The sequence below is a fragment of the Ruegeria sp. AL7 genome, assembly GCF_056536105.1.
The window spans coordinates 2,987,865-3,012,692 of the sequence record NZ_JBQFJF010000001.1 but is presented as its reverse complement, the minus strand read 5'-3'; the positions used below and the strand labels follow the sequence as shown (position 1 = coordinate 3,012,692).

The 24,828-nt window shown below is 56.0% G+C and carries 21 protein-coding genes and 1 tRNA gene; 4 read left to right on the top strand and 18 right to left on the bottom strand.

Annotated elements, in window-relative coordinates:
* Positions 1 to 2 precede the first annotated feature (2 nt).
* Together ACR3E2_RS15095 and ACR3E2_RS15090 are read right to left on the bottom strand one after the other, a co-directional pair.
* Positions 3 to 1,622 (bottom strand): hypothetical protein, encoded by a 1,620-nt coding sequence (locus tag ACR3E2_RS15095; protein ID WP_480482960.1) that lies wholly within the window; start codon positions 1,620 to 1,622, stop codon positions 3 to 5.
* Between the two features lie 32 nt (positions 1,623 to 1,654).
* Positions 1,655 to 1,966, bottom strand: coding sequence for a hypothetical protein (locus tag ACR3E2_RS15090; RefSeq protein ID WP_480482958.1), 312 nt, complete (start codon positions 1,964 to 1,966; stop codon positions 1,655 to 1,657).
* A gap of 68 nt (positions 1,967 to 2,034) precedes the next feature.
* Between ACR3E2_RS15090 and ACR3E2_RS15085 the strand changes: the two genes are divergently transcribed.
* Positions 2,035 to 2,976, top strand: coding sequence for a YcaO-like family protein (locus ACR3E2_RS15085; RefSeq protein ID WP_480482956.1), 942 nt, complete (start codon positions 2,035 to 2,037; stop codon positions 2,974 to 2,976).
* Between the two features lie 8 nt (positions 2,977 to 2,984).
* Here the strand turns inward: ACR3E2_RS15085 and ACR3E2_RS15080 are convergent, their stop codons facing one another.
* Both ACR3E2_RS15080 and ACR3E2_RS15075 read right to left on the bottom strand, forming a co-directional pair.
* Positions 2,985 to 4,193, bottom strand: a complete 1,209-nt coding sequence (locus ACR3E2_RS15080) for a hypothetical protein (protein WP_480492793.1) — start codon at positions 4,191 to 4,193, stop codon at positions 2,985 to 2,987.
* 184 nt (positions 4,194 to 4,377) lie between these two features.
* Entirely contained in the window at positions 4,378 to 6,360 is a 1,983-nt protein-coding gene (locus ACR3E2_RS15075) for a phosphatase PAP2 family protein (RefSeq protein WP_480482952.1), read from the bottom strand.
* A gap of 432 nt (positions 6,361 to 6,792) precedes the next feature.
* Between ACR3E2_RS15075 and ACR3E2_RS15070 the strand changes: the two genes are divergently transcribed.
* A tRNA-Ser gene (locus ACR3E2_RS15070) sits at positions 6,793 to 6,882 on the top strand.
* A 155-nt stretch (positions 6,883 to 7,037) separates the two neighbouring features.
* Here the strand turns inward: ACR3E2_RS15070 and ACR3E2_RS15065 are convergent.
* From ACR3E2_RS15065 to ACR3E2_RS15035, 7 genes are all read right to left on the bottom strand, one after another.
* Positions 7,038 to 7,670, bottom strand: a complete 633-nt coding sequence (locus ACR3E2_RS15065) for an outer membrane protein (RefSeq protein WP_480492792.1) — start codon at positions 7,668 to 7,670, stop codon at positions 7,038 to 7,040.
* A 319-nt stretch (positions 7,671 to 7,989) separates the two neighbouring features.
* Positions 7,990 to 8,745, bottom strand: a complete 756-nt coding sequence (locus ACR3E2_RS15060) for an ABC transporter ATP-binding protein (protein ID WP_209598733.1) — start codon at positions 8,743 to 8,745, stop codon at positions 7,990 to 7,992.
* Position 8,746: 1 nt separating this feature from the next.
* Positions 8,747 to 9,595, bottom strand: coding sequence for an ABC transporter ATP-binding protein (locus ACR3E2_RS15055; RefSeq protein ID WP_209506685.1), 849 nt, complete (start codon positions 9,593 to 9,595; stop codon positions 8,747 to 8,749).
* Positions 9,592 to 10,503, bottom strand: coding sequence for an ABC transporter permease (locus ACR3E2_RS15050; RefSeq protein ID WP_480474889.1), 912 nt, complete (start codon positions 10,501 to 10,503; stop codon positions 9,592 to 9,594). The genes ACR3E2_RS15055 and ACR3E2_RS15050 overlap by 4 nt, the downstream gene beginning before the upstream one ends.
* Entirely contained in the window at positions 10,500 to 11,558 is a 1,059-nt protein-coding gene (locus ACR3E2_RS15045; protein ID WP_480482948.1) for an ABC transporter permease, read from the bottom strand. Before ACR3E2_RS15045 ends, ACR3E2_RS15050 begins: the two co-directional genes overlap by 4 nt.
* On the bottom strand, positions 11,559 to 13,154 hold the full coding sequence (locus tag ACR3E2_RS15040; RefSeq protein WP_480474887.1) for an ABC transporter substrate-binding protein: 1,596 nt from the start codon (positions 13,152 to 13,154) through the stop codon (positions 11,559 to 11,561).
* A gap of 34 nt (positions 13,155 to 13,188) precedes the next feature.
* Positions 13,189 to 14,244 (bottom strand): dipeptidase, encoded by a 1,056-nt coding sequence (locus tag ACR3E2_RS15035; RefSeq protein WP_480482946.1) that lies wholly within the window; start codon positions 14,242 to 14,244, stop codon positions 13,189 to 13,191.
* Between the two features lie 121 nt (positions 14,245 to 14,365).
* Here ACR3E2_RS15035 and ACR3E2_RS15030 point away from each other — a divergent pair, with 121 nt between their 5' ends.
* Together ACR3E2_RS15030 and ACR3E2_RS15025 are read left to right on the top strand one after the other, a co-directional pair.
* Complete coding sequence (locus tag ACR3E2_RS15030) at positions 14,366 to 15,277, top strand: LysR family transcriptional regulator (RefSeq protein ID WP_480482944.1); 912 nt, start codon at positions 14,366 to 14,368, stop codon at positions 15,275 to 15,277.
* A gap of 296 nt (positions 15,278 to 15,573) precedes the next feature.
* On the top strand, positions 15,574 to 15,972 hold the full coding sequence (locus ACR3E2_RS15025) for a cupin domain-containing protein (protein WP_480482942.1): 399 nt from the start codon (positions 15,574 to 15,576) through the stop codon (positions 15,970 to 15,972).
* A gap of 490 nt (positions 15,973 to 16,462) precedes the next feature.
* Here ACR3E2_RS15025 and ACR3E2_RS15020 read toward each other — a convergent pair whose 3' ends face one another.
* From ACR3E2_RS15020 to ACR3E2_RS14990, 7 genes are read right to left on the bottom strand one after another with little or no spacing between them, the layout of a single operon-like run.
* Positions 16,463 to 17,848: a M20 family metallopeptidase gene (locus ACR3E2_RS15020; protein WP_480472952.1), complete on the bottom strand. Its 1,386-nt coding sequence runs from the start codon at positions 17,846 to 17,848 to the stop codon at positions 16,463 to 16,465.
* Between the two features lie 12 nt (positions 17,849 to 17,860).
* Positions 17,861 to 19,291, bottom strand: coding sequence for an amidohydrolase (locus ACR3E2_RS15015; RefSeq protein WP_480492791.1), 1,431 nt, complete (start codon positions 19,289 to 19,291; stop codon positions 17,861 to 17,863).
* A complete protein-coding gene (locus ACR3E2_RS15010) occupies positions 19,288 to 20,292 on the bottom strand; it encodes an ABC transporter ATP-binding protein (protein ID WP_480482939.1) in 1,005 nt (334 codons plus the stop codon). The genes ACR3E2_RS15015 and ACR3E2_RS15010 overlap by 4 nt, the downstream gene beginning before the upstream one ends.
* Entirely contained in the window at positions 20,289 to 21,266 is a 978-nt protein-coding gene (locus ACR3E2_RS15005; RefSeq protein ID WP_480472948.1) for an ABC transporter ATP-binding protein, read from the bottom strand. The genes ACR3E2_RS15010 and ACR3E2_RS15005 overlap by 4 nt, the downstream gene beginning before the upstream one ends.
* Positions 21,263 to 22,186: an ABC transporter permease gene (locus ACR3E2_RS15000; protein WP_480472946.1), complete on the bottom strand. Its 924-nt coding sequence runs from the start codon at positions 22,184 to 22,186 to the stop codon at positions 21,263 to 21,265. The genes ACR3E2_RS15005 and ACR3E2_RS15000 overlap by 4 nt, the downstream gene beginning before the upstream one ends.
* The gene (locus ACR3E2_RS14995) at positions 22,183 to 23,160 is read right to left on the bottom strand and encodes an ABC transporter permease (protein ID WP_480473304.1); all 978 of its coding nucleotides are present in this window, start codon (positions 23,158 to 23,160) and stop codon (positions 22,183 to 22,185) included. The genes ACR3E2_RS15000 and ACR3E2_RS14995 overlap by 4 nt, the downstream gene beginning before the upstream one ends.
* A 60-nt stretch (positions 23,161 to 23,220) precedes the next feature.
* Positions 23,221 to 24,801 carry an ABC transporter substrate-binding protein gene (locus ACR3E2_RS14990; protein ID WP_480482936.1) on the bottom strand — a complete coding sequence of 527 codons (1,581 nt, stop codon included), beginning with the start codon at positions 24,799 to 24,801 and terminating at the stop codon, positions 23,221 to 23,223.
* Positions 24,802 to 24,828: the final 27 nt, after the last annotated feature.

Below are 24,828 nucleotides of genomic sequence, written 5' to 3'. Positions count from 1 at the left end.
CATCACAGACCTGCTTCGGCCAACAGTCGTGCACCTTCGTCATAGTATTTTCTGTTTTTGAAACAGCCCGGCCAGGCCCAGCGCTCTGCCGTGAAACCGGGCTGCAATTCCAGGATGCGACGGGCGTGCCGGCGTGCCAGTGACTGGTTGCCAGCGGCGGCGGACAACATGCATAACACAACCCGCGCCCGCACGCTGCCGGGGTCCACTCGCAAGACATTATGCGCGTGCTGCCATGCTGCCTTGTCTCCGGAGAGGGCAAGGGTCATGGACAGGTTCGCCTCGATCCAGATCGGCGGGTGCGGCGTTAACGCGAGGGCCTGCCGATACGTGGCTATTCCGTCCTCAAGCCGGTCATCATACATCAACAAGACACCATAATAGCCCAGCAATTCGGGGCTGCTGTGGAACCTCTCAAGTACCTTGCGCATCAGCTGGCAAGCCTCGGCAGTATGGCCAGCAACACTGTGGGTAAACGCTTCGAGTGCGGCGCAATAAGGATCCGCCGGGTGTTTTTCACGCATGACGGCGCAGTCGGCCTCGACCAGAGCCAGCGTTTTTTCCGGCGAATCTTCCATGCCCAACCGGATCAGATCCAGGCGGCAGAATCCGACAGCGATCCGCGCAGGCAGATAGTCCGGATCGCGCTGCAAACAGACCTCATACTGGCGGATGGCACGAAACAGGCCGTCCTTGGTCGTAAGGCTCTCCTGAATGCGACCATTCTGAAATGCCGTCCAAACTTCGGTGGATGTGGCGCGTGCTGACCAGATGTCGGACCAGTGACCATCCCGCAGCCGTAGTTGAAGCGCTTCGACAACTTTCATTGCGATTTCTTCAACGGCGTCAAACGTATCCTTTTCCCGAAACCGGAAACGTTCGGTCCATAGGCACACCTGATCCACGGTTGATGTTAATTGTGCCGCCACCCGCAGTCCTTCGGCCGCTACCACGCTGCCGCTTAGCATATAGCCGTCGACAGGCCCTTCTTGCCTGCGCGCATCACGCAATTCGATGACATCCGACAACGTACCCAAGAGGAAAAGCAATTCGTCCCGTATCGACGCCGCCGCAACGTTGATATTGTTATCGTCACCAATTACTTCAAACGGCTCGACTACAATTGCAGGTCTCTGATGCCCCCAATGGGATGGAAAGCGCGCGCCAACCGGGACAGGCGCATTTTCATCAAAACCAACGTCCCAATACGCTTGCCGTTCAACTGCCAACCAGTCTTCAAATTCCGGGTCTGCAACATCCAACCCTTCCAGAAGCTCGGCGCGATCCGGTTGAAGCGGTTCATCAAACAAATCAATTTCAAGCGCTTTCAGGTCGATGGAGACATTCTCGCGCCCGATGTCCAAAAACCCCAGACCGAACCCGGCCAGATGCTTGGTCAGGACACTAAGTTCCTTGCGCAACGAGGCCGCACCCTGTGCAGGTGAGCTTTTGCTCCAAAGCTTGTCTTGCAGCCAGGCCCTGCTGCGAACAGCATTCTTAGACAACAACACCAAGGCGAGAAGCGCTTTCGCCTTGGTGCCGCGTGGTGTTGCATCCTGGCCGTCGTTGCAAATCACCTGAAACGGACCGGTCAGGAATATCTTGGTTTTTGCCTTACTCAAATAAACTCCTCAGGCAAGTTCAGATACTGCGATCAGGAACCACAGCCATAAACGACAATGCCACCCATCGCTTCATAGGCCAGCTTGCAGCACCATGACTCGTGATCGGGATTTGGGTCTGGCTCTTTATCGCTCAGATCAGGGATTACGATATGAACCTTGTTCTTGGAATCATAAACAAACTCCACTGCAGGATTACCGACATCAGCAAGGATTTCATGAATCTGTCGCTCAGCCGCGTCGCGACCCTCTTGTGATCCCAGCGCGTTGCTCCGGGCGGCGTTCAGAACTTCACACCCAAGATCCTTAAGTGTGTATTTCGGATTAATAGTCAAACGAGCCATACTAAAAGTCCTTTCTTAACAACCACAACCATTTGTATAACCCGTTACATACCTATCCGGAAACAAAAATGACCGACGCGCTGATTGAACTGGCCGAAAACGCAGGGATTATTTCCGGACCTTCTTTTGCTGAATTTCCCAAAAGTGCTCCGATCCACACCGCCTTTCGCATGATCAATTTGCGAAACGGAACAGTGCCACCCGCTGGCGCAATGAAACATCGCGTGTCCTTTGGCACAGCGCGTAACCGGAACGAAGCCGCGCGGCTTTCGGGATTCGAGGCGATCGAACGTTATGCGCTGCAATACAGCGCGGATTCGCCTGAAACCCGCGAAAGCCTGATTTCATCGGATGGTGCCACGCATGTTCTGCCAAATGATGCCCTTGCTCTGGGTGCGCAGGGCAGCAACGGACAGATCACGTCGAAGGGGGCCGCAGCGGGACCAACGCATGAGGCCGCTGCGCTGTGGGCGGTGCTTGAATGTCTGGAACACGCGCTTGGACCACACGGGTTCGACCAGGTGTTGCCCGAAACAGCGTTGCCGCGCGACGTGACCAGCTGGCTGAACACCTACCTGCGTCATCTGAGCGTTCACGTTCGGATGGTTTCGGGCGTCGGCCTGCTATTGCGTGCGGTCTGCGCCGATGCGGATGGCGGGCGACCAACCTATGGAACGGCTTTTTCCGCCGATCTGACGACAGGTGTCTGGCACGCGGCATGCGAAGCGGTTGTGTCCTGGCGCAACATGGTGACCCTTGACCACACCGGCGTGACAGATGACGCGATGAATGAGGAACAGGCGCGCTTGTTCCGACTGTATCGCGGCGCGCGAACCGATCGCCCGACAACTCCGGCATCCTTTTTCGATGTGGACGCCTGGCAGAGTCCCGACCCGACGCTGATGACTGTATTGACAGCGGCGGCCAACGCTGCCGGTCGCCCGATTGCCATATTCGATATGACCGCGCCGGAAATACCTTTGCCCGTTGTCAAAGCCGTGCCGGTTTGAAACCTTTGTCAGTGACTGAATTGGCGAGTTAGCGCCAGTTTGCCAGAGACCTCGGTTTCAGTCCGGTCCGCAAATTCAGAAATCTGTTTGCATCGTTGGGTTTCCGGCAGTCCACAAACGATGTCGCTTGGATCAACTGGCGGGACTTCAACAAATTCGACCCTTGTGATCGCGCGTGGATTGGCCGCCACTGTTATCAAAGGGCCAACCTCGATCAGGCCGGCAAGCGCATAACCCGACGCAGGCCGTGCGGTCGACCCTGTTCCCATGGTGATATCGTCCAGAAACCGCGGATCATCGTCGCCCGGCCCGAACTCAAGGCGCATGGGCATTCCCGCTTCACCGCGCGGATAACGCACCCAATCTGTCGGCACATTCACCGCATCCACGAAGAGTTCGGACATGTGAAACGCCCGAATATAAAGCCCCAGAGGATTCGCGAACGCCATCGCGCGCCCTGTCGGTGTCGCTGTGCCCCTGGAGAAGGCCAGATCAAGGGCTTCACCCGCCAACCCAGATCCCGCATGGCGACAATACAAATCCTTCCGGTCGGCAAAATGTAACACTTCATCAAGCCGCGCGGGCCTTCTGTTTTCACCATTGCCGACAACATATGGGAATGAGGAAAGATGCATTGTAGCGATCAGGTCGCTCAGGCTGTTCGTTTCTCTGATCATGAACAAAGCATGTTCGATATTCAACGGATGCTCTGGTGGGTGGGCAAAATCTGTTCCCACCAGTCTTTTGTGAAAACGAGCAATGCGTTGAGGCACATCCAATGCGCACCAGTCTGCTCGCGAAACCCCGAACAACTCTTCGCAGGAATATGAACATCTGGATACGGTTTCAACGACCGAAAGGAAGTGATCCAGATCGAACACTGCCATGGTTCTCCACCACTCCATCAGTTCGGTCGTAGCGACAAAGCGCTTCGGCCGCATTTTGCCGTCGGAACCGGGCCGTAAAATCAGCGCATATTCCAGAAATTCATTGTGCAGCTCAGCCCTGCTTGCCCAACCCTGATCCGAAAGACTGGCGGCCAGATCCTCGCCCAGACAATCCCGGGGCTCGCGCGGGTTGGCAGACCATTTGAACCCCGTCGATATCTGACCATCGACGATGTCGTCTGGGTCCATGACCAGGAACGGGCTCACTCCATTGCCATCAAAGAACCCTTCAATTCTCGAGTTCCAGTCCGACAGGGCGGCTTCACTCACCCCCCTATCGGCGCAACCTGGAGATTGAAAAACAGCCATCACCGAACACCGATCTGTATCTGAAACGCAGGGCTGATCTGCCATCAATACTTGCCACGGCAGTTCCAGCCTGGTTCGAGAGATCATCATCGTTGACGGGTACGTAAGCATCATGAAAAATCTCCCTCCGAAAAAATCTGAAACCTCATCCGCCCCAACCTGCCTGCTCTGGCAGGTGGCGGGTCCACCACAATTCAGGCGAACTATTGGCTACGTGGATTTCACTGCCAGAAGACCGTTTTCCCGAGATGCTGAGATGATCGCCGTCAAAAGTCTCCAGCGACACTTTCGATGACGTCGGTGATTTTGCCATATGCTCTGCCAGTATTCCGACCGCGATACGCTCACCCATCCGGATACTGTCGAAATAATCGCTATAGAAATGAACCCCTGCCAGATTGCGCCCAAGTGCAATATTCGCAGCCAGCTTGTTCAGCTCGCCATTCAGCGTCAGGCAGTCTGCACTGTCTTCCGGTCGGGTCGAGTCGATCAGGGTCTTACCCCCCGCAGCTGGCACAAGGACCCGAGGCAGACCAGCCGCAGCCAAAGAAACCCGTAATCCATCCAAAGCGTGCGTTCTGAAGAAAGCCTTGAGCACTGTGACGCATGCCCCGGCAACGGCACCATGAGCCGCCCCATAAGACGGGTGCATTGGCGACCCTTCGGGGTAAGCAACCGGAAGCAGCAAGTTACGGTCATTTCGCGGCAAGCCCTTATGGGAAATGGCGTTATGCGCAAACCGCTTCACCGAAGGCGAAGCGGCGATTGCATCCATAAGGCTGAAACCTTCGCTTGTCGCCGCTTCGAGTTTTCCCAGATGGGTCGCGGCAAAAGGCTCGGCCGCGCCAAGGGTTGCGCCGTGACCGTTCGCCATCAAACTCGTAACACTGCCCAGCTTTTCAGGCCGGGCACGATTGTGCACCTGAAACGTCTGGCGTTTCGCGGCCCTCAGGGCCCGTGCCCCGGCTTCCGTCAACAGGGACAGTACGTGCGCGCCGCCCCAGGCAGAGCCTGGATCACGCACACCGGCATATCCATCCTCGGGCAAACCTTCATCTGTCGGCGTGCCCTGTCCCAGCATCAGCAGGCAGGCATTGAAAAAAGCCTGATAAATTCTGTCAAAATGCACGTAAGAGGCAAGGTCGCGCGGTGTTTCAATGAATTTCGTTCCCTCGCTCTCAAAGGCTTGTTCAGCCGTCGTGTCCGCCCCGTTTTGAACGTCCAGCCACTCAGCCCAATCCCGCAGATAGTCCACGCCCGCCGCCTGCGGCTGGATTTTCTGGTCGATCCTCAAAGCGCCGAAGGGAACAGCCCCGACGGCCATTGCCTGCGTCAGCTTTTGCTTTTGTCGGCGCGCTTGATCTGCTGTCAGTGGATCGTGGCCTTGTACCAGGAACTGCGACAGATACGGTCCCTGTGCACAGCCCTGTGAGCAACCGCGAAACAGGGTTTGAGGGGTCAGGCCGCCACCGTCCCGAACCCGCCGCGCCGCCGAAACCTTTCCAATCTCTGCGCCATCAGCGTCCCGAGGGCTGCCATCGCGACGGAACCATTCCATCTGACAAAGGGCACCCGCCACGTTGGCCGCATCACCGGCACCATCCCTGATGGATTCGAACGGCACATCCCGCAGATAGGCCATCGCGTAAATCTCGGCCATCTCCGCCGCCAACTCATCCGATCCAAGCCGGGGCGCGGGTGCAATTCCCACCCCCCCCGCGTCACATCCGTTGAGACCAAGCCGATGGCCCAGGATTGGCCCTTCCCACGCACGCCACCTAAATTCACCACCCTCTGATGGCGCGGTGCGGAAGGGCCCGGAATAGGCTGGCGTGTCGAACAACGCCAACCGATTGCCATGATTGTCGGTGCAGGTCGGATCCGCCACTTCTTCCAGAAACTCGGTATAGACCTGCGCGTCGACAATTCCGTTCACGTCATGACGCAAACCCTTCGAGAAATTCGTGGGCCATGTCCCTTCAAAAAGGTCCGATTCACCGTTGTGATCCTTGAAAACCTCCTGAGTGGAACGCGCCAACACACTCAAACGGCGTCGACCCCGGCCTACCTTTTGATTGGCTTCGTCAGGGTTCTGCCATGGTTCAGACGGAACGGTATGTTGCGACATGATGTTCTCCTCAACGACGAAAGAACGATTCGCATCACGGCGTTACCGGATCGTGACTTCCAAAAAGAGAATGTGTTTTCTATGCTTTTTCAATAAGTTGTTGGGTTCGCACTGGCGCACGGAACGCAATCACGCAAAAACTCGTGACCCGGTTCCACGTTGCAAAGCCAACCGAGCACTTGAACTCCGCTGTAGACTTGCCACGTTCAAATTCTCGTACATCAGGCCAGATGCCACAGGCAAGGCCCGCGATTCTAAGGATATTACGAACTGCATCGGGCCTGAAGAAAGTGAACCCGTACTTACAAATGGTGTATGCAAACCGGTGCGATTCCGTTCTATTTCAAAGAGTTCGGACAGATCTGCAAAAAAAACCAAACTTTGCGGAATTGACCTTGTATTTCCGTTGCTTGCACGGATATACCCGTCGGCGGAGACGTGGCCGAGTGGTCGAAGGCGCTCCCCTGCTAAGGGAGTAGGCCCGGAAGGGTCTCGAGGGTTCGAATCCCTTCGTCTCCGCCATTTACCAAAGTAAAAAATAATCATAAAAAGCAAAAGCTTATTTGAAATCAGACAGTGCGTTTCTGGACTATCGAGCGACGACAGCCCTTAGAAACAACCGCGTTCAGCCGCTGTTGCAACATAGGTTAGTATCAGGGATGCGCCTGACGTTGTCTTCAGAACCTGTACGTTGCGCCCAGCAGCGGGCCGGACTGGTCAAACCTGAAATCATTGCCGTTGATCTCATGATCGAAGGAAATATACCGGTAGCCGCCGCGGATCAGCCATCTGTCATTGATTTCATAATCTGCAGTCAGCAAAACTTGCCAGGTTTCGCTACCGCTCCGAAACCCGCCATAATCCACGAACCCGCTCCCTGACCATTTGTCAGATATCCGAACTCTTGCACGGGCAGCGACGACCGGATCAGTCCAGTTGTCGTCGGTCGTCACACTTCGCCCAGCAGCGACCCCAGGTTGCAATCGGAACGTGGTTTCCGTGCTGAACCACCTGAACCCGCCTGCTAAGGCCACGCTGATCGCGGGTGTCTCATAAACATGGTAACCGACATAGCCGCTGAGAAACTGCGTGGTGGCAGAGGTATCCAAACTCGAAAACGCCGGGCCGGGAGTTGAGTTACTAAACGCCAAATCGGTGTAGTTGTAATCCGCAAGCAACAACCAGCGCCCGTTAGACGCGGAAATACTGCCCATAAACGCAAAATCCAGGTTTTCGAGAGCGTCTGAAAAACTCAACGTGCCGTCGATTGTTCCACTTGGTGTTGCAAGGGAAATATCCGTTTCAGCCATGAACAGATAAGCTGTGCCCGAAAAAGACCAATCAGATTGCTGGGCTGAAACAGGTGGCGCGATCAGTAACGCAACCGCAATCGCCAAGTTTTGCACCTTGCTTTTCATCAGTGACCTCGTTGCTAAAATTTATATTGCATTTCCTGCATGCTTCACGGTTACACAATTTGTAAACGTTTCCAATATCTCGATCGCTGTAGTGTTGTCGCGTTCCCTATCGAAATAGGGATGAATCCACACCAGAAATGCCAAAGGATCCTATTGTCTGACCCCCGAATTAATCGTGTGAAGGACAAACCCCAGATTGAATGAACATTCGTTATTGGTTCGGAGCAACAGACGCGGTCAACAATTGCTTGGAATACTCGTGGCTTGGGTTCCCCAAACGCAAAGTTTCCGAGGACATGACCTCAACAATTTCACCATTCCTCATAACCGCCAACTGCTCGCACATATGTGCGATAACCGGAAGATCGTGAGACACCATCAGATAGGTCAATCCGCGCTGTTTGCGCAGGTCAGTCAACAGGTTGAGAACCTCGGCCTGAACGCTGACATCCAAAGCTGACGTGGGTTCGTCTAAAAGCAAGATATCCGGCTCACCTGCCAAGGCCCTTGCGATTGCCACGCGTTGTCGTTGACCACCGGAAAGCTGGTGTGGATACCGGAACCGGAATCTTTGCCCAAGTCCGACGTCGTTGAGCAAATCGCTCACGCGTTTATCGATATCCCCAAACCCATGCAGATGAATAGTTTCACTGAGGACCTGATCAACAGTGTGCCGCGGATGCAAAGAGGCGTAGGGGTCTTGAAACACCATTTGGACGGTTCGAAAGAATGATCGATCCCGCCGGGACCCGGATATCGCGTGGCCTTCTACGCGGATTGTGCCCGACCATTGCGGTGCAAGTCCGGTTATTGCCCTCAGAATTGTCGACTTGCCGGACCCGCTTTCGCCCACAAGGCCAAAACTCTCGCCTTGAGCGACTTCAAGGTTTGCGTCTTTCACCGCATCGACCCGGTCGTGTGCATGACCAAACCAGACATTCAGATGGTTGATTTCCAGTGCCTTCATTTCAGCCCCTCACGCTCGGGGCTTCGGACCACGACGGATCGCGTGTGAGAACACTCAGGTGAGTGCATTTTTCGTCAAGGCGCGGCAGCGAGTTCAGCAAGCCCTGGGTATAGGGATGTTGGGCCTGATGCAGCTTGTCAGCCTCGCAAACCTCGACGATGCGACCCGAATACATGATGAGAACACGGTCGCAGAATTCAGACACCAGATTCAGGTCGTGGCTGATGAATATCAGGCCCATCCCCCGTTCCTTGACCAATCCGTCCATGATATTCAGCACCTGCCGCTGAACGCTGACATCAAGTGCCGAAGTTGGTTCGTCGGCAATCAGTATCTTGGGGTTGGGAATCAACATCATCGCAATCATAATCCGCTGCCCCATGCCTCCGGACACCTCATGCGGGTATGCCCGCATCACCCGCTCAGGATCACGGATTGAGACATTGTCCAACATCTCAATAGCCATCTTTTTCGCATGGGCCTTAGAGCCGGAATTGTGTTGAAGGTATGCTTCCATGAGTTGCTCGCCAACGGTGACCACCGGGTTCAGAGAAAACTTGGGGTCCTGCATCACCATGGAGATCTGCTTGCCTCGCACCTCACGCATCTCGCGCTCGCTGAGCTTCATCAGGTCTCGGCCTTCCAAATTGATGTGTTTGGCCTCCACGATACCCGGATTTCGGATCAGGCGCAGAATGGCCCGTCCCGTCATCGACTTGCCCGAGCCGCTTTCGCCGACGATCCCCAGACGCTCGCGCCCCAGCGAAAACGACACGCCCCGCACGGCGTCAAACACGCCCTGACGGGTTGGGAAACGAACCCACAGATCTTCGATGTCGAGTAAGTTCATTGCCCACCGTCCTTTGGATCAAGCGCGTCCCGCAGCCCGTCACCCAACAGGTTGAAGGCCAGCGAAACCGTGAAAATTGCGAGCCCCGGCACCGTGGCCACCCACCAGTGGTCAAGGATGAACCTTCGACCCTCGGATATCATGGCACCCCATTCCGGGCTTGGAGGTTGTGCCCCCAACCCCAGAAAACCAAGGCCGGCGGCAGCCAAAATGATCCCGGCCATATCCAGCGTGACACGCACGATCAAAGATGAAATGCAAAGCGGCCAGATATGCCGGGTGATGATGCGCAGCGGCCCGGCACCCTGAAGGCGTATCGCGTTGATATAGTCGGTTGACCGGATGGTCAGGGTTTCTGCACGCGCCATACGTGCATAGGGCGGCCACGCCGTGAGTGAGATTGCCAGAACCGCGTTTTCAATCCCTGCCCCAAGCGCTGCGACAAATGCCAGCGCCAGAACAAGTCGTGGAAAAGCGAGGAAAATATCCGTGATGCGCATGAGGATCACATCCGTCCATCCCCCCACATATCCCGCAACCGTCCCGACCAGAAGCCCCGCAATCGGTGCGATGAGCGCCACCAGCGCCACGATGTACAGTGTAATTCGGGCCCCATAGATCAGGCGTGACAGAATATCCCGCCCCAGGCTGTCGGTTCCCAGCAAGTGGCCTTCAGCCCCGATGGGAAGAAGACGGCTGGACAGGCTCTGAACAAAGGGATCATGCGGCGCGAGAAAAGGCGCAAAGACCGCTGTCAGAACAAGGATGACAAGGATCGCAAACCCGACCATTGCCATCGAGTTTGATCGCAAAGTCAGCCAGCCTTTGTAGAAGCTGGCCAATCTGGCATGGCGGCGCGAAGTCGGCTCGTCGGTCAGCAGCCACTGGCGCAAGGTCATGTCGCTCATTTCGACCTCGGATCAAAGAAACGGTAAAGAAGATCCGAGAATATGTTCAGGCAGATAAAGATCAGCCCGACCACAACGGTTCCTCCAAGAACGGCATTCATATCGGCGCTCAGCAAAGCCGTCGTGATATAGCTGCCGATCCCCGGCCAGCTAAAGATGATCTCGGTCAGAACTGACCCTTCCAACAAGTTGGCATAGCTTAGTGCGATCACTGTGATCAGCTGCACCCGGATATTCTTGAAGGCGTGGCGCCAGATAACTTGTCTTTCAGACAGCCCTTTGACGCGGGCGGTGATGACATACTCGGCTGACAACTGTTCCAGCATGAAGGATCGGGTCATCCGGCTGATATAGGCAAGCGAGTAGTACCCCAGCAATGCCGCGGGCAGGATGATATGGGACAACGCATTGCGGAAGACATCCCAATCCTGGGCCAAGGCACTGTCTACCAAAATCAGCCCAGTGCGTGAGGGCACTATGTCCTCGTAGAAGATATCCAGGCGGCCCGGGCCACCGACCCAGCCGAGTATCCCGTAGAAGACCAGAAGCCCCATGAGCCCCAGCCAGAAGATTGGCATTGAATACCCGACAAGCGCGACCACACGGGCGATCTGATCGATCCACGATCCGCGCTTGACTGCGGCGATCACACCAAGCGGAACACCCAGAAAGATTCCAATCAGAACGCCCAAAGTCGCCAATTCCAGCGTGGCTGGGAAGACGCGGGCAATATCCTGAGAAACCGGGCGGGCATTCAGAAGTGAATCGCCAAAATCGCCGTGCAGAACATCCCAAATATAATATCCAAACTGAACCAACAGCGGTTTATCAAGGCCAAGCTGTTGATAGACCGCATCATAAGTCGATTGCGATGCGCGTTCGCCTACGATCGCCAGCACCGGGTCGATCGGCATCACGCGACCGATGATGAAGGTCACGAAAAGCAGACCCAGCATCGTAATTGCGATAGTGCCAAGAGTTTTCAGGACACTCTTGATCCAATGGATAAGAGGCGCCGAGCGGCGCCCCTCAGTTGGTCTTTCGGCCAGTGCCATTTACTTGGTCACCTGCCAATACGACGCCGAAGTGATCGCCTGACCGGTTGAGAAATTCGTCACGTTTTCACGCAGGGCCGATTGCTCAATCTGCTGGAACATGATGACAAACGGCGAAGTCTCGCGGAACTCGGCCTGGATTTCCTTGTACATGTCAGCCCGTTTCGCGGTGTCGTTCTCGACAACAGCCGCGTCCGTTTTGTCGGTCAACCCGCCGGTATCCCAAGAATTCCGCCAAGCCAGCAATCCTGTGGCATTGGCTTCGTCCGAATTATCCGGGTTATAGGCAAAGGTACCTGCGTTCGTCTGCGGGTCGGGATAGTCCGGCCCCCATGCGCCAAGGTAAACATCCAGTTCCCGCGCACGATACCGCGCCAAAATTTGTTTGGCGGTCCCCACGGTGATGTTCATCGTGATGCCAACCTGACTCAGCGCATTCTGTAGCGACTGGGCGATTTCGATCCGTTCCTGCGCTTCACGCACACCAACTTCGATCTCAAGCCCGCTTACACCTGCTTCATCCAGCAGGGCCTTGGCCTTTTCCACATCAAAGCTAAACGGCGTCTCGTCAGAGGCACCGAGATAGGTTTGGGGCAGGAAATTCTGGTGGATCGTGTATTGCCCTTTCAGGAAGCTGTCGCGCATCCCTTCATAGTCAACCAGATACTTGAACGCCTGCCGAACCTGAGGCTTGCTCAGCTCAGGGTGTTTCTGGCTCAGCGAAACATACATCAGGCGGCCCTTAAGCTCGTCTGCAATCTTTACGCCGGCAACAGATGAAGCGCCGGCAACATCTTCTGGATTCAGGTTGCGCGCGACATCGATATCACCACGTTCCAGCAACAGGCGCTGGCTGGCGCTTTCCTGAACGTGACGGACAACCACGCGCTCCATGGCCGGAGCACCCAAATAGAAATCGGGGTTCGACTTCAGTGTTACGCTTTCATTGGGCTTCCAACTGACCAGGCTATAAGCCCCAGATCCAGCAGTATTGGTCTTGAGCCATTCGTTGCCCAGATCGCCATCCTTGTCGTGTTCCATCACCGTCTTCTTATCAACAATGCCGCCGATGGTAGCGGTCAGACAGTTCAGAACGAAGGATGTCGCATAGGGTTTGTCCGTTGTGATTGTCAGAGTGTTGCCATCCGCGACAATCGTTTGTTCGACATTTTCCGGCGTGAACCCAAACTGGGTCAGGATAAATGCCGGGGTCTTGTTTAGAATGATCGCACGACGCAGTGAAAATTCAACATCTTCGGCCGTCACCGGATTCCCGGAATGAAAGGTCAGTCCTTCCCTGATATTGAAGGTAATCGATTTGCCGTCTTCAGACACATCCCAACTTTCAGCGATGTCGGGCTGATAGCCGGCATCCAGATTGAGCGGGTCGAAGTTCACCAGCTTCTGATAGACATTCCGGCTGACATCCGAACCCGCAAACTCAAAGCTTTCGGCCGGATCCAGCGTCGTGATATCGTCGATACGATGCGCAATAACCAGCATGTTCGGCGGCGTTTCGGCCATTGCCGAAGTCGAGGTCACGGCCAGCGCTAATCCCAGCGCCGCACCGGTAAGCAATCTGTTAAATGCGTTCATTTTGTCCTCTCTGTCATCAAGTCTTCACTAACGGTTACGATCCCCAGGTCTTCTCAAGAACACGCAACCAGTTTTCGTGGCAGAGCTTCTTGATGAGCTCTTCGCCGTATCCATGGGTCACCATGGCATCCCTCAATCGAGGCAGCATCGAGACGTCCTTCACGTCGTCCGGCACGACTGCCCCGTCATAATCGGACCCAAGCCCGACCCGGTCTTCACCCATTATCCCGATCAGGTGGTCAAGGTGCTTCAGAACCTGCGTCAACGGCACATCGGAAAGCATCCGACCATCCTCGCGCAGAAACGCAGTGGCAAAATTCAACCCGACCATCCCGTCGCTTTCCGCGATGGTGCGAAGCTGGTCATCGGTCAGATTCCGCGCGTGCGGACAGATGGCATGGGCATTCGAATGCGTGGCGACCAAAGGCGCATCCGAATACCGCGCTACATCCCAGAAACCATTTTCATTGAGATGCGACAAATCCAGCATGATCCCCAGCGCGTTGCAACGCTGCACAAGCCGCAGTCCATGATCTGTCAATCCAGGGCCAGTATCCGGCCCCGATGGATATCTAAACGGCACACCATGGCCGAAAATGTTGGGTCGGCTCCACACTGGCCCAAGCGATCGCAACCCCGCTGCATGAAACACGTCAAGCGAATGCAGATCGGCATCAATCGCCTCGGCGCCCTCAATGTGAAAAATGGCCGCCATCTGGCCTTGTGCCAAGCTGTTCCGGATATCCGAAACCGATCGAACCACTTTCAACGCCCCCAAACGTTCCAGTTCCAGCAGGATCGCAATCTGCCCCAGCGCTGAGGGCAGAGCATCTTCAGCGTCAATATGATTGGGAAGCGGCAGATCATAGCTGGGCTGGACCATTTCTTCCATTTTTGCATCGGCATCGATAGGCGAAGGCACCCAAACGGCAAAGAAGCCTCCGCCAAATCCACCGGCCTTGGATTTAACAGAGTCAATCGCACCTTCGAGCCCGGTCAGGAAACGGCCCGCTTCGGGCAGACCACCTGACGAGGCCAGTTTTGACAGAACATCATTGTGCCCATCAATGATAAGAGGGGAGGTGCTCAAACTCACTTTACCCAGGTTAGTGTCATTTCGACACACGCTAACAGACGTAATCATCATAATTGTAAAAAATCTTGATGAGTTTTACTCATAGAGCTAGTCGGAATCATGCGGGTGCCCAGCAATGAAGAAACCTCGCAACTGGCATTCTTTGCCGGAATACCAGGCGCTCCGTGCGCTCATGCAGTCTGGAACAACAGCAGCCGCCGCACGACAGCTCGGCTTGTCTCAGTCTGCGGTCAGTCGCTCGGTCAGCAGCCTAGAGGATCGGTTGGGTAGAACACTGTTCGAACGGGATGCAGGCAGATTGCGACCGACGCAAGAAGCCGTAAGGCTGAATATGCGATTGGATCCTTTGTTCGAGGCTTTGGACAGGATCGATGGCCCGGGCGAAACAGTGCAAGAAACACTGCGTCTCGTTGCACCACCCAGCTACGCTCATCGATACATCGTTTCCCTCATCGCCAGTTTCATTCGCGGGAATCCCGGTTTTTTCGTAAACCTTGAGGTGACAACATCAGATATGGTCACGCTAGGCGTGCTTGAGAATCGATTTGATCTTGCCGTGACCGGGATTGAACAAAGCCGCGCTGGCATCAAACTTATTCCATTTCGCGAGTCACCTGCCGTTTGCGTCATGCGCCCTGAACATCCTCTGTCTGAACGCACCGTTCTGACGCCTTCAGACCTGCATGAGCAAGAGTTGATCGCACTGACATATCGACACGGGCGGCGCGGGCAGCTGGACCGGTTGCTTCAACAGGTGCGGGCCAAACCGAGGATCGTTGCCGAAGTTTCAACCTCATTTGCCGCTGCCGACATGGCGCGCGAAGGATTGGGGCTGTCTGTTATCAATCCCTTTCCCGTCTACCATTACCGATCTCCCGACCTGGCATTTGTCCGATTTGAATCTCTTATGCGGTACCGGGGCCATTTTGTGGTCTCTGATCAAAAACCGGTTCCAAGGATCGCACGGGCATTCATGCGGCATCTGCGATTGAATACCCCTCCGGACCCTTTCTCTGACCCGAGGTAATGAAATCTTTCCAAAGGTCTTCAATGGCAATACGCCATGTGACCGCCCAACAGGGAAGATTTTGGAGGAGGGTCGAGGTACGGACCTGTCATGGCTACGTGCACAGTTTGGTATGAGTAACGTCCGCAAACGTGGGTTTCTTCGTCCTTATGTATCTCAGGCCGTATCACCCGGTATGCGGTTCGTTCATAAGGCTCGTTAGAATCTCCGCCCAAAACCCGCTTCTGATTTCCCTACGTTTCCAGGCGAAGCTGGCGTATCATTCTCTCGCTCAAATCTTAGGAAGGAATACCTAGATGGCGGATTGTGCGAAACTGCACCCCGGCGAAACCTATTCCGGGAAACAGGGGTTCGATTACTTCGAAGGCATCGCCAGACAGACGGTAGGAAGCCAAGCTATCTGCATGCATCTGCTCACGGTCCCGCCCGGAGGGCGCGCCAGGGCGCATAAACATGAGACACATGAAACCGCGATTTATGTGATTTCCGGGTCTGCTAAGATGTATTGGGGCGACAGGCTAGAACACGTTATGGAAACGCAAGCAGGAGACCTGATCTATATACCATCAAACACTCCGCACCTTCCGTTCAACGATGGGAATGAACCCGCAGTTGCAGTTATCGCACGCACGGACCCGAACGAACAGGAAAGCGTTGTTCTGATGCCGGAACTTGAAGACCTTGTACCAGGGTGACGCAAAATACCGTTGGGGACCAGCAGCGTATTTTTTAGTCCCTAATGCTTCCAGAGAGCTTCCAGTTGTGCAGTGGCCCTGAACGCAGAAAGCGCCCCTTGGGGCGCTAAGTGTTTGATATCTAACTAGGAAGTATTGGTTGCGGGAGCAGGATTTGGCCTTTGCCGAACGTCTGTGGAACTAAGAATCTAGTAGGCCAATTTTACACATGCCCTAGCTGCTTAAATTAATGACCGCGTTGGGAGGGATGGCAGACCCAGAGTTGAAAAGCGCTGAAGATGTCTTGCGGATTTTCCCGCAATTGGCACGCTTGTGCCGGAAGGCTGCAGACAGCCAGAAGCAGACATGCCTAAATTGAAGTCTGGGCGGGAAGCTGACTTTCGCTGCATATGCGAGAGCAACTCTACCAATCTGTGAAAGCGGTCATTTACAGTCAGATATGCGATACACGCCCGATCCAGGTACGGATGAAGTCCTTTGTGGCGCGGGATCAGAGCGACCTGGCAAGGTCGCCAATATCCCAAAAAAGCCCGGCCATTGCGCGCAATGCATCACGCGAAACTGACTTTAACACGTGCTCGTTTGGCGCGTGCTGCGAACAGCCGCGATAGGAGTGCGGCACCCAAACCGTTGGGAGACCGAGCAAATCGGAAAAGACCTCGTTGGGCAAGGAACCGGCGAGATTTGGCAGGACATGGGGTGGCTTCCCACACGTTTTTTCAAGCGAACGCGCGACAAAAGACACCCACGGATGGTTGGGCGACGTTCGCGTTGCATCAAAGAAGCTGCGGTCATGAGGCTTGATCTGAACGATCTCAAAACCTCTCGCATCAAGGTGGCGTCGAAGGGCGGGCAGGATATCGGATTGGTTAGTGCCAACAACGAAGCGGAGCTGGCAGGCGGCTATGGCAAATCCCGAGATCGCGTTGACCGGTGCCTCGGGGACACCGCTTTTCATTGCGAGGACCGCAAAACTGTTCCAGCCGAAGACGCGTTCGGCCGGTGTCAGGCCTTCCTCTCCCCAATTCTCGTCAATCTTCGGACCACCATCCCCGCCAACCGGCAAGTTGCGCAGGGTGTCCCGGATGTCTTCAGTCAGGCTGGTCGGCCGCCATTCTGGTATTTGGATTTGGCCCCGCACATCGGTGATCGTCGAGAGGGCTTGTGCAAGGATCATCGCGGGGTCGGCAAGCAAACCGCCCCAGTTACCCGAATGGTGCGCGCCGTCTCTTAGATCAACGATGAGGTCGAACGAATTGCCGCCCCTTGCCCCCATGAACAACGTGGGCGTGTCGGACTGAAGGCGCGGCCCGTCCGATGCGATCAGGACGTCTGCGGCTAGGTTGTCCTTGTGCTTGGCGCAAAACTCCGACAACCCCGGTGATCCCATTTCTTCGCCCATTTCAATGAGAATGCGCATGTTGAAGCCGAGCGCTCCACGGGCCTCAATGACAGCGCTCAGCGCCGCCAAATTGATGAGATGCTGCCCCTTATTGTCGGCTGTTCCGCGTCCATAGAGGCGGTCGCACTCATCAACCAGTCGAAATGGGTGAAGCCCGTCGCGCCATTGATCCGTTTGCGCGCGGATCACGTCGCCATGCCCGTAGGACAGGATTGTCGGACGCGTGTCGTCCTCGATGCGCTCTGCAACCAAGATCGGTCCGGCATCGTGCACAGGGTTCGGGTAGATTTCACAGGAGAACCCGAGTCTGCTCAGGCGCGGAACGAGGGCTTCCTCAAGATAGCGCGGAAGCTCCGCGGCTTTTTCTTGTGTCTGGCTCTCCGTCTCATGGGCAACCAGTTCGCTAAGTTCTGTTGCAAATTGACCGGTGTCGAAAAACTGGGCGGCGTTGTCTATTGCAGAGGCGCGGGTCACGGTTGTTTTGCCTCAGACAGGTGGACGCACGTCGTCCGGGATCGGACATGTGTAAGGTGTTTGGCCCAGATGGTCTTGATGCGTCGCGCATGCAGCTTCGATGCGCGAGGGATCCTCAACCAGTCGACAAGCTGTCGCGGCCATTGCTTTTGCCGCGTAGACCATGCCTTTGTGAGCCGCGGGCGCCTTGCCTTGTGCCACTGTTTGCCACGTATGAAACGGCGTTCCTATAGCACAGGTGGCAACTCGTGCCTGAACGGTTGGGACTGCCCAACTCACGTCGCCAACATCTGTCGAGCCTTCGCCGCCATCGCTGTGGCGATCAAGAGGTGCGATGAAGTCGCAGAGTGCGAGATTTTTTTTGGGCTTAGCACCGATCCGCTTGAAGGTCGTATTGATGTCAGCGGCGGTTAATGTGGTCTGAATGTCGCGGGCAAAACTGAGATCTGCCTCGTCAAAGGCGACGGGTCCAAGTTTCTCTAGCTCGTGCTGCATGGTTTCTTCCAAAGGACGGTTGCCAAGCAGGTTTGAAACGCCGGAAAAGACCTGGCTGGTAACTTGCGTTCCTGTCATCAGCGCCGCGCCGTCCGCAATCTTTCGGACGCGCGTAACCAAATCGGCGAGGTCCGGTAGCGAGCTGGCGCGGACGAGTTGGCGCACTGTGGCCTTGGCCTGCACCACGTTCGGCGCAACACCACCTGCATCGAGATAGGCGTAGTGAACCCGGGCGCTGTCGGGCATGTGCTCGCGCAGGTAATTTACACCGATGTTCATCAGTTCAACCGCATCAAGCGCCGACCTACCCAATTCCGGTGCACCCGCCGCATGGGCAGCTTTTCCATGAAAAGTGAAATCGATCCGGGTGTTCGCGAGCGATCTGGCCTCATTCACGCCTGTGAAGGTCGCTGGATGCCACGAGATGGCTGCGTCGACATCATCGAACAGTCCTTCGCGCACCATGTATGTCTTGGCCGCGCCCCCTTCTTCAGCGGGGCAGCCATAGTATCGCACACGGCCCTTGATGCCGTTTTCGGCCAGCCAGTCTTTCACCGCCGTCGCGGCCAAGAGTGCGGCGGCCCCTAAAAGATTGTGACCACACCCATGCCCGTTGCCGCCCTCTTCAAGCGGCTGATGTTCAGCCACACCTGGCGCCTGGCTCAGATATGGCAGCGCATCGAACTCGCCGAGGATGGCAATCACCGGACCCTCGTCTCCTGCTTCGCCAATCACGGCCGTAGGAATGCCAGCTGCGTTCTCTGTTATCTTGAAGCCCTGAGCGCGTAACATCTGCACATGTTCGGCGACGGACTTGTACTCGGCATAAAGCGTCTCGGGCGTGTCAAAGACTCGATCTGACAAGGCGATAAAATCATCACGATGGCGGTCGACGTGGTCCCAGATCGGATCGGCGTTTTTCAAGGGGCTCTCCAGCTTCTCGTTCAAACGGTTTCGGCGTGTTCCAGCAGGCAAGCCGTTTCGCGCCCGCCGCGCCCCGCTTTCAGTTCAGGAACAGTGGTGCGGCACTCAGCGGTCGCCACCGGGCAACGCGGGTGGAAGGTACATCCAGATGGCGGATCGAGCGGCGACGGAATTTCCCCCTCAATCGGGGCAAACTCACGCCGGCGCTGATCAAGGCGCGGAGCCTCTGCAAGCAGCGCTTTCGTGTAGGGATGGCGTGGGTTCGAAAAAATTTCCTCAGTCGATGCGCTCTCGACAATGCGGCCCAGATACATGATCGCCACGCGGTCGGCGATGTGTTCGACGACGCTCAGGTCATGGCTGATGAACAGATAGGTCAGGCCCAGCTCTTCGCGCAGATCCATGAACAAGTTGATAACCTGCGCCTGGATCGACACGTCCAGCGCAGCGATGGCTTCGTCGCAGACAAGGAACTTCGGCTTCACGGCGAGCGCACGTGCAATTCCAATCCGTTGCCTTTGACCGCCGGAAAACTGATGCGCGTAACGCCGCTTGAGCGACGGGTCGAGGCCGACCTTGCGCATCACGTCGTCCACGTATTCCGCACTCTCTGCCTTGCGGACGATCCCATGCATACGCGGTGCTTCGCCGATGATATCTTCGACGCGCATTCGCGGATTTAGGCTGGCAAAGGGGTCCTGGAAGATCATCTGAATTGCGAGGGTCGCCGCGCGTTTGTCGGTGCCGTTCAACGTCGCAACATCTTTGCCTCCGTAGAACATCTGTCCGTCACTTGCAGGGTGAATGCCGGCAACAACACGTCCCAAAGTGGACTTGCCGCAGCCGGATTCGCCGACCAATCCCAGAACCTCACCCTTTTGAATCGACAGGTTCACGTTATCGACAGCATGGACCGTTTCTTCCCGGATGTTTGCGCCAAGTCGCTGTGCGATTTTCCCCGCGACGTCCAAACGTTTGGTGAAGCGCTTCGAAACGCCTCGGATTTCAACGAGCGGCTCACTCAAAGCGTCGTCTCCTTGGTGCGTTGCGGATTGAAACAGCGAAGGCTGCGGCCATCCACGTCCTTAATCGGGGGGCGCTTGGAACACGCTGCCGTTCGGGCCTGACAACGCGGTCCAAAGGCGCATCCTTCAGGCAGGGCGAGCATGTTTGGCGTCATCCCTTCGATCTGGAACAAACGCTGCCCGCGCCGGTTCGCCGTCGGAACCGATCCGAGAAGCCCGACCGTATAGGGATGCAACGGACGGTCGATAACATCGTCGATACTGCCTTGCTCAACGATCCGTCCTGCGTACATCACCGAAATCCGGTCCGCGAGCCCTGCCACAACGGCAAGGTCATGCGTGATCCAGATCATCGCGGTTCCCGTGCGTTTCGTCAGCTTCTGTGCCTCGTGGATGATCTGCGCCTGAATTGTCACGTCGAGCGCTGTCGTCGGCTCGTCGGCAATAATGAGGTCCGGCTGGTTCAAGAAGGCTGTCGCAATCGCCACGCGCTGCCGCATCCCACCGGAAAGCTGATGCGGATAGGCTTGCAATCGCTCTTCCGGCGATGGGATGCCAACCAAACCAAGCGCATCACGGCTTCTTTCCCAGGCGGTTTGGCGGCTTACGTTTTCATGGGCGAGAATGGCCTCGATCATCTGCGTATCGACGCGCAGGACCGGGTTGAGAGTCATCATCGGATCCTGAAAGATCATCGAGATTCGGTTGCCACGCAAGGTCTTGAGTCGCTCTTCCGGTGCGTTCGCGATCTCGTCACCATTAAAACGGATTGACCCATCGACGATGCGCCCGGGAGGATCGATCAGCCCAAGGATGGAAAACCCGGTGATCGACTTGCCCGACCCGGACTCACCCACCAGACCCATTACCTCGCCCTTGGAGACGGTGAAATCCACACCATCTACGGCCTTGACCACACCCGCGTGCGTGAAGAAGTGGGTCTTTAGCCCGCTGACTTCGAGTACTGCCGTCATTTCTTCAACCTCGGGTTCAAAACATCGCGCAAATGGTCGCCCACAAGGTTGATGGACACGACCGTCAGCAAGAGCGCGATGCCGGGGAAAACGGATATCCAGTAGCGCCCGGACAGCATGTACTCGAAGCCATTTGCGATCAGCACCCCAATCGACGGTTCAGTCTGTGGAAGGCCTACGCCAAGAAACGAAAGCGTCGCTTCCAATGAGATTGCGCTGGCGGTTTGCACCGTGCCAACGACGATCAGAGGCGCCATGCAATTCGGAAGGATATGGCGAAAGACGATCCGGGGTCGCGATATTCCAAGGCATTGCGCGGCTTCGACATATTCCTTGCCACGCTCGACAAGCGCGGTCGCGCGAACCGTGCGGGCGTAATAAGCCCATTGCGCGATCACGAGGGCGAGGATGATCTTGTCGACACCCTTACCAAGTGCCGCAACCATCATCAGCGCAACAAGCGATGCCGGGAACGACAGTTGAAGATCCACGATGCGCATGATGAACGCTTCGGTCCGGCCTCCGGCGTAGGCCGCGACCAGACCGATCGCCATACCGATCAGAAGGGCAATCACCCCAGATGCAAGCCCAACGGTCAGAGAAATACGCAAGCCATAGAGAATTGCCGAGTAGAGATCGCGTCCAGACCCGTCCGAACCGAGCCACATCGTGTATCCGTCGAATGCTTCGGAACCTGGAGGCAAGCGCCCATCCATGACGCTGACCTGGCCAAGATCGTAGGGGTTCTGCGGCGTGATCCAGGGTGCCAGGATGGCCAGCAGAACGATGATCAGGAATATGCCGAGCGCCGCTGTTGCGATCCTGCTTTCGAAGAACTCGGCCCGAAATCGCTGGAACGGCGTCTCGACTTTAGGGGACTTGGCGGGGGTCAGAGAATGATCTGTGACGGTGTCGGTCATGCGCCCTGATCCTGCAAACGAACCCTCGGATCGAGGATCGAGTAGAGTATGTCGACGATCAGATTGATCAGCACGAAGAACAGTACGATGATCATCAGATAGGCGACGACGACAGGCCGATCCAATTGCAGTATTGCGTCGATCAGCAGTTTGCCCATTCCCGGCCACGCGAAGATTGATTCAGTCACCACCGAGAACCCGATCAAACTACCGAATTCGAGGCCCATGACGGTCACTACCGGGATCATGATGTTTTTCATTACATGCACCAGAATGATGCGTCGGGTCGAAAGCCCTTTGGCCCGGGCATACTTCACGTAATCCTGTCCCATCGCTTCCCGGACACCCGCTCGGGTAAGGCGGATTGCCAGTGAAATCTTAAGAAGCGCTAGGTTGAGAGCAGGCAGGAAGATGTGGCTCAACCCATCGAGCGTAAAAAGGCTGCTGTGAATCCCAAGAAACGAGCCGATATCGCCGCGCCCTGTCGCTGGGAGCCATCTAAGTTCTACGGCAAACAGCATGATGAGCATAAGCCCGACCCAGAAGGTCGGCAGCGAAAACCCAAGGATTGAGCCAGCCATAATGCCCTTGGACAGCGGGCTGTCGGGATAGAGCCCGGCATAAAGACCCAATGGAATACCGATCACGATAGCAAGAAAGAGTGCACTGAAGGCCAGTTCCATCGTGGCAGGCATATGGTGCAGGATCAGTTTGAGCGCGGGCTCACCGAAGACGAAACTGTCGCCGAGGTCACCCTGTGCAGCACCTTTGAGGAACAACCAGTACTGTTCCCAAATAGGCCGATCCAATCCAAGCCGTCGAATTGCAGCTTCGATGTCAGCCTGATCCGCGTCGGGGCTGACCAGCATGTAGACCGGGTCACCAACGATATTGACGCCGAAAAAGACAATCACCGACATCAGGAAGACAACAAGCATTGCTTGCTGCAATCGGCGAATGACAAAAACGGTCATGAGGACATTCCCTGGGCAAAGGCTCCGGGCCGCTGCGAAGGCGGCCCGGATGCATTGCGATTACTCTTTCACGACGCCTGTCGCGAGAGTGTATTCGTCGGTCCGAGGGATGTAGCTCAGACCTTTTTTGGCCGCCCAGGTGTTGACCTGGAAGTGCGTCGGAATGATCGCCACGTTCTCGATCGCGCGCTCTGTCGCCGCGGCGAGTAGTTCCTGCCGCTTTGCGTCATCGACTGTTCGCAGGGCTTCTTCGATCAACGCGTCGGTTTCAGCATCCGAGTGCCGGCCACGGTTCGATGATCCAAAGCCCGCATCCTTGTCATGGGTGTGGATCAGCGATTTGAGAGGCGAGGACGCTTCGCCGGACCCCGCGCCCCATCCGACGAGGATAAAGCTGAACTCCGGCAGACCCTCCGGGCTGCCTTTGGACGCGCGTCCAAAGTATACCGAACGCGGCATTGTTTCGACTGCTGTCTTGATGCCCACACGGGTCAACATTTGCGCAATTGCCTCGGCAATTTTGGCGTCGTTGATGTAGCGGTCATTTGGCCCATGGATTGTCATTTCAAATCCATCGGGATAACCGGCTTCAGCCAGAAGTGCTTTAGCACCGTCCGGGTCATAAGCCACGACGTCCAGATTGTCGGACACGCCAAAGAATCCCTCGGGCAGAAGCTGGCCAGCGGGCAGCGCAACCCCCTCCATGACACGCTCAACGATCGCGTCGCGATTGATCGCCATGCTGATCGCCTTCCGGACTCGGACGTCCATGAGCGGGTTCTTTATATCGCCACCACCGTTGGCCTTCACAAAGGGTGAATCCTCACGGAATTGGTCCATGTGAAGATAGATCACTCGGTTGGACACGCCCTGGCTCAGCTGGATACCATCGTTGCCCTTAAGTGTTGTGATATCGGTCGTCGGAACGCCCGATATCATGTCGACGTCACCGGCAAGAAGCGATGCAACACGGCTCGGACCGGACGTGATTGGGCGGAATTCCACCTCGGACCAGATCGGTGCATCACCCCAGTATTCGTCGTTCCGTACCAGCACGATGCTTTCACCCGGCGTGTAACTTTGGAACTTGAACGGCCCTGTGCCGATGGCGGCCGTACCCGCGTTGAAGTCTTCCGTCGTTGCTTCGCAGCCCACTTCTGAGATCACAGGGATCGTGGAAATGTCGTTGCCCATCAACGGATAAGGTGCGGCCGTTTTGAAGTGCACCGTGTAGTCATCGATCTTGACGACTTCCTTACCCTTAAGATAGGTGCCGTATCCCGATGGAGAGTTCGGTACGTCCGGCGCGCGCGCCATGGTGCAGACTACATCGTCCGCCGTAAAGTCACTTCCGTCGTGAAACTTTACGCCCTCACGCAGCTTGAACTCCCAAGTCAATTCATCAATCGGCTCCCATGACACGGCAAGACCCGGCGATAGGCGCTGCTTCTCATCCTGCGCGATCAGCCGGTCAAAGATGTGCACGGACATCGCGTTGTTCGGACCCAGGTTGTGAAAATGCGGATCGAGTGACGTCGGCTCCGAAGCGAGGCCGATCGTTAGTTTTTCGGCCGAAACAGCACCGGCGCCGAAAGCCAAAATGCTGACAGCGACGGCTGTCGCAGATGTGAGTTTCCTCATCAAAAAGACTCCCTGTTTGTTTGGCGC

Bases quoted from the DNA above. Each gene is read 5' to 3' on its own strand.
- ACR3E2_RS15055 (WP_209506685.1), bottom strand. From the start codon at position 9,595: ATGAACTTACTCGACATCGAAGATCTGTGGGTTCGTTTCCCAACCCGT.
- ACR3E2_RS14995 (WP_480473304.1), bottom strand. From the start codon at position 23,160: ATGACCGTTTTTGTCATTCGCCGATTGCAGCAAGCAATGCTTGTTGTC.
- ACR3E2_RS14990 (WP_480482936.1), bottom strand. From the start codon at position 24,801: ATGAGGAAACTCACATCTGCGACAGCCGTCGCTGTCAGCATTTTGGCT.
- ACR3E2_RS15000 (WP_480472946.1), bottom strand. From the start codon at position 22,186: ATGACCGACACCGTCACAGATCATTCTCTGACCCCCGCCAAGTCCCCT.
- ACR3E2_RS15040 (WP_480474887.1), bottom strand. From the start codon at position 13,154: ATGAACGCATTTAACAGATTGCTTACCGGTGCGGCGCTGGGATTAGCG.
- ACR3E2_RS15085 (WP_480482956.1), top strand. From the start codon at position 2,035: ATGACCGACGCGCTGATTGAACTGGCCGAAAACGCAGGGATTATTTCC.
- ACR3E2_RS15050 (WP_480474889.1), bottom strand. From the start codon at position 10,503: ATGAGCGACATGACCTTGCGCCAGTGGCTGCTGACCGACGAGCCGACT.
- ACR3E2_RS15030 (WP_480482944.1), top strand. From the start codon at position 14,366: ATGAAGAAACCTCGCAACTGGCATTCTTTGCCGGAATACCAGGCGCTC.
- ACR3E2_RS15075 (WP_480482952.1), bottom strand. From the start codon at position 6,360: ATGTCGCAACATACCGTTCCGTCTGAACCATGGCAGAACCCTGACGAA.
- ACR3E2_RS15090 (WP_480482958.1), bottom strand. From the start codon at position 1,966: ATGGCTCGTTTGACTATTAATCCGAAATACACACTTAAGGATCTTGGG.
- ACR3E2_RS15045 (WP_480482948.1), bottom strand. From the start codon at position 11,558: ATGGCACTGGCCGAAAGACCAACTGAGGGGCGCCGCTCGGCGCCTCTT.
- ACR3E2_RS15060 (WP_209598733.1), bottom strand. From the start codon at position 8,745: ATGAAGGCACTGGAAATCAACCATCTGAATGTCTGGTTTGGTCATGCA.
- ACR3E2_RS15005 (WP_480472948.1), bottom strand. From the start codon at position 21,266: ATGACGGCAGTACTCGAAGTCAGCGGGCTAAAGACCCACTTCTTCACG.
- ACR3E2_RS15025 (WP_480482942.1), top strand. From the start codon at position 15,574: ATGGCGGATTGTGCGAAACTGCACCCCGGCGAAACCTATTCCGGGAAA.
- ACR3E2_RS15065 (WP_480492792.1), bottom strand. From the start codon at position 7,670: ATGGCTGAAACGGATATTTCCCTTGCAACACCAAGTGGAACAATCGAC.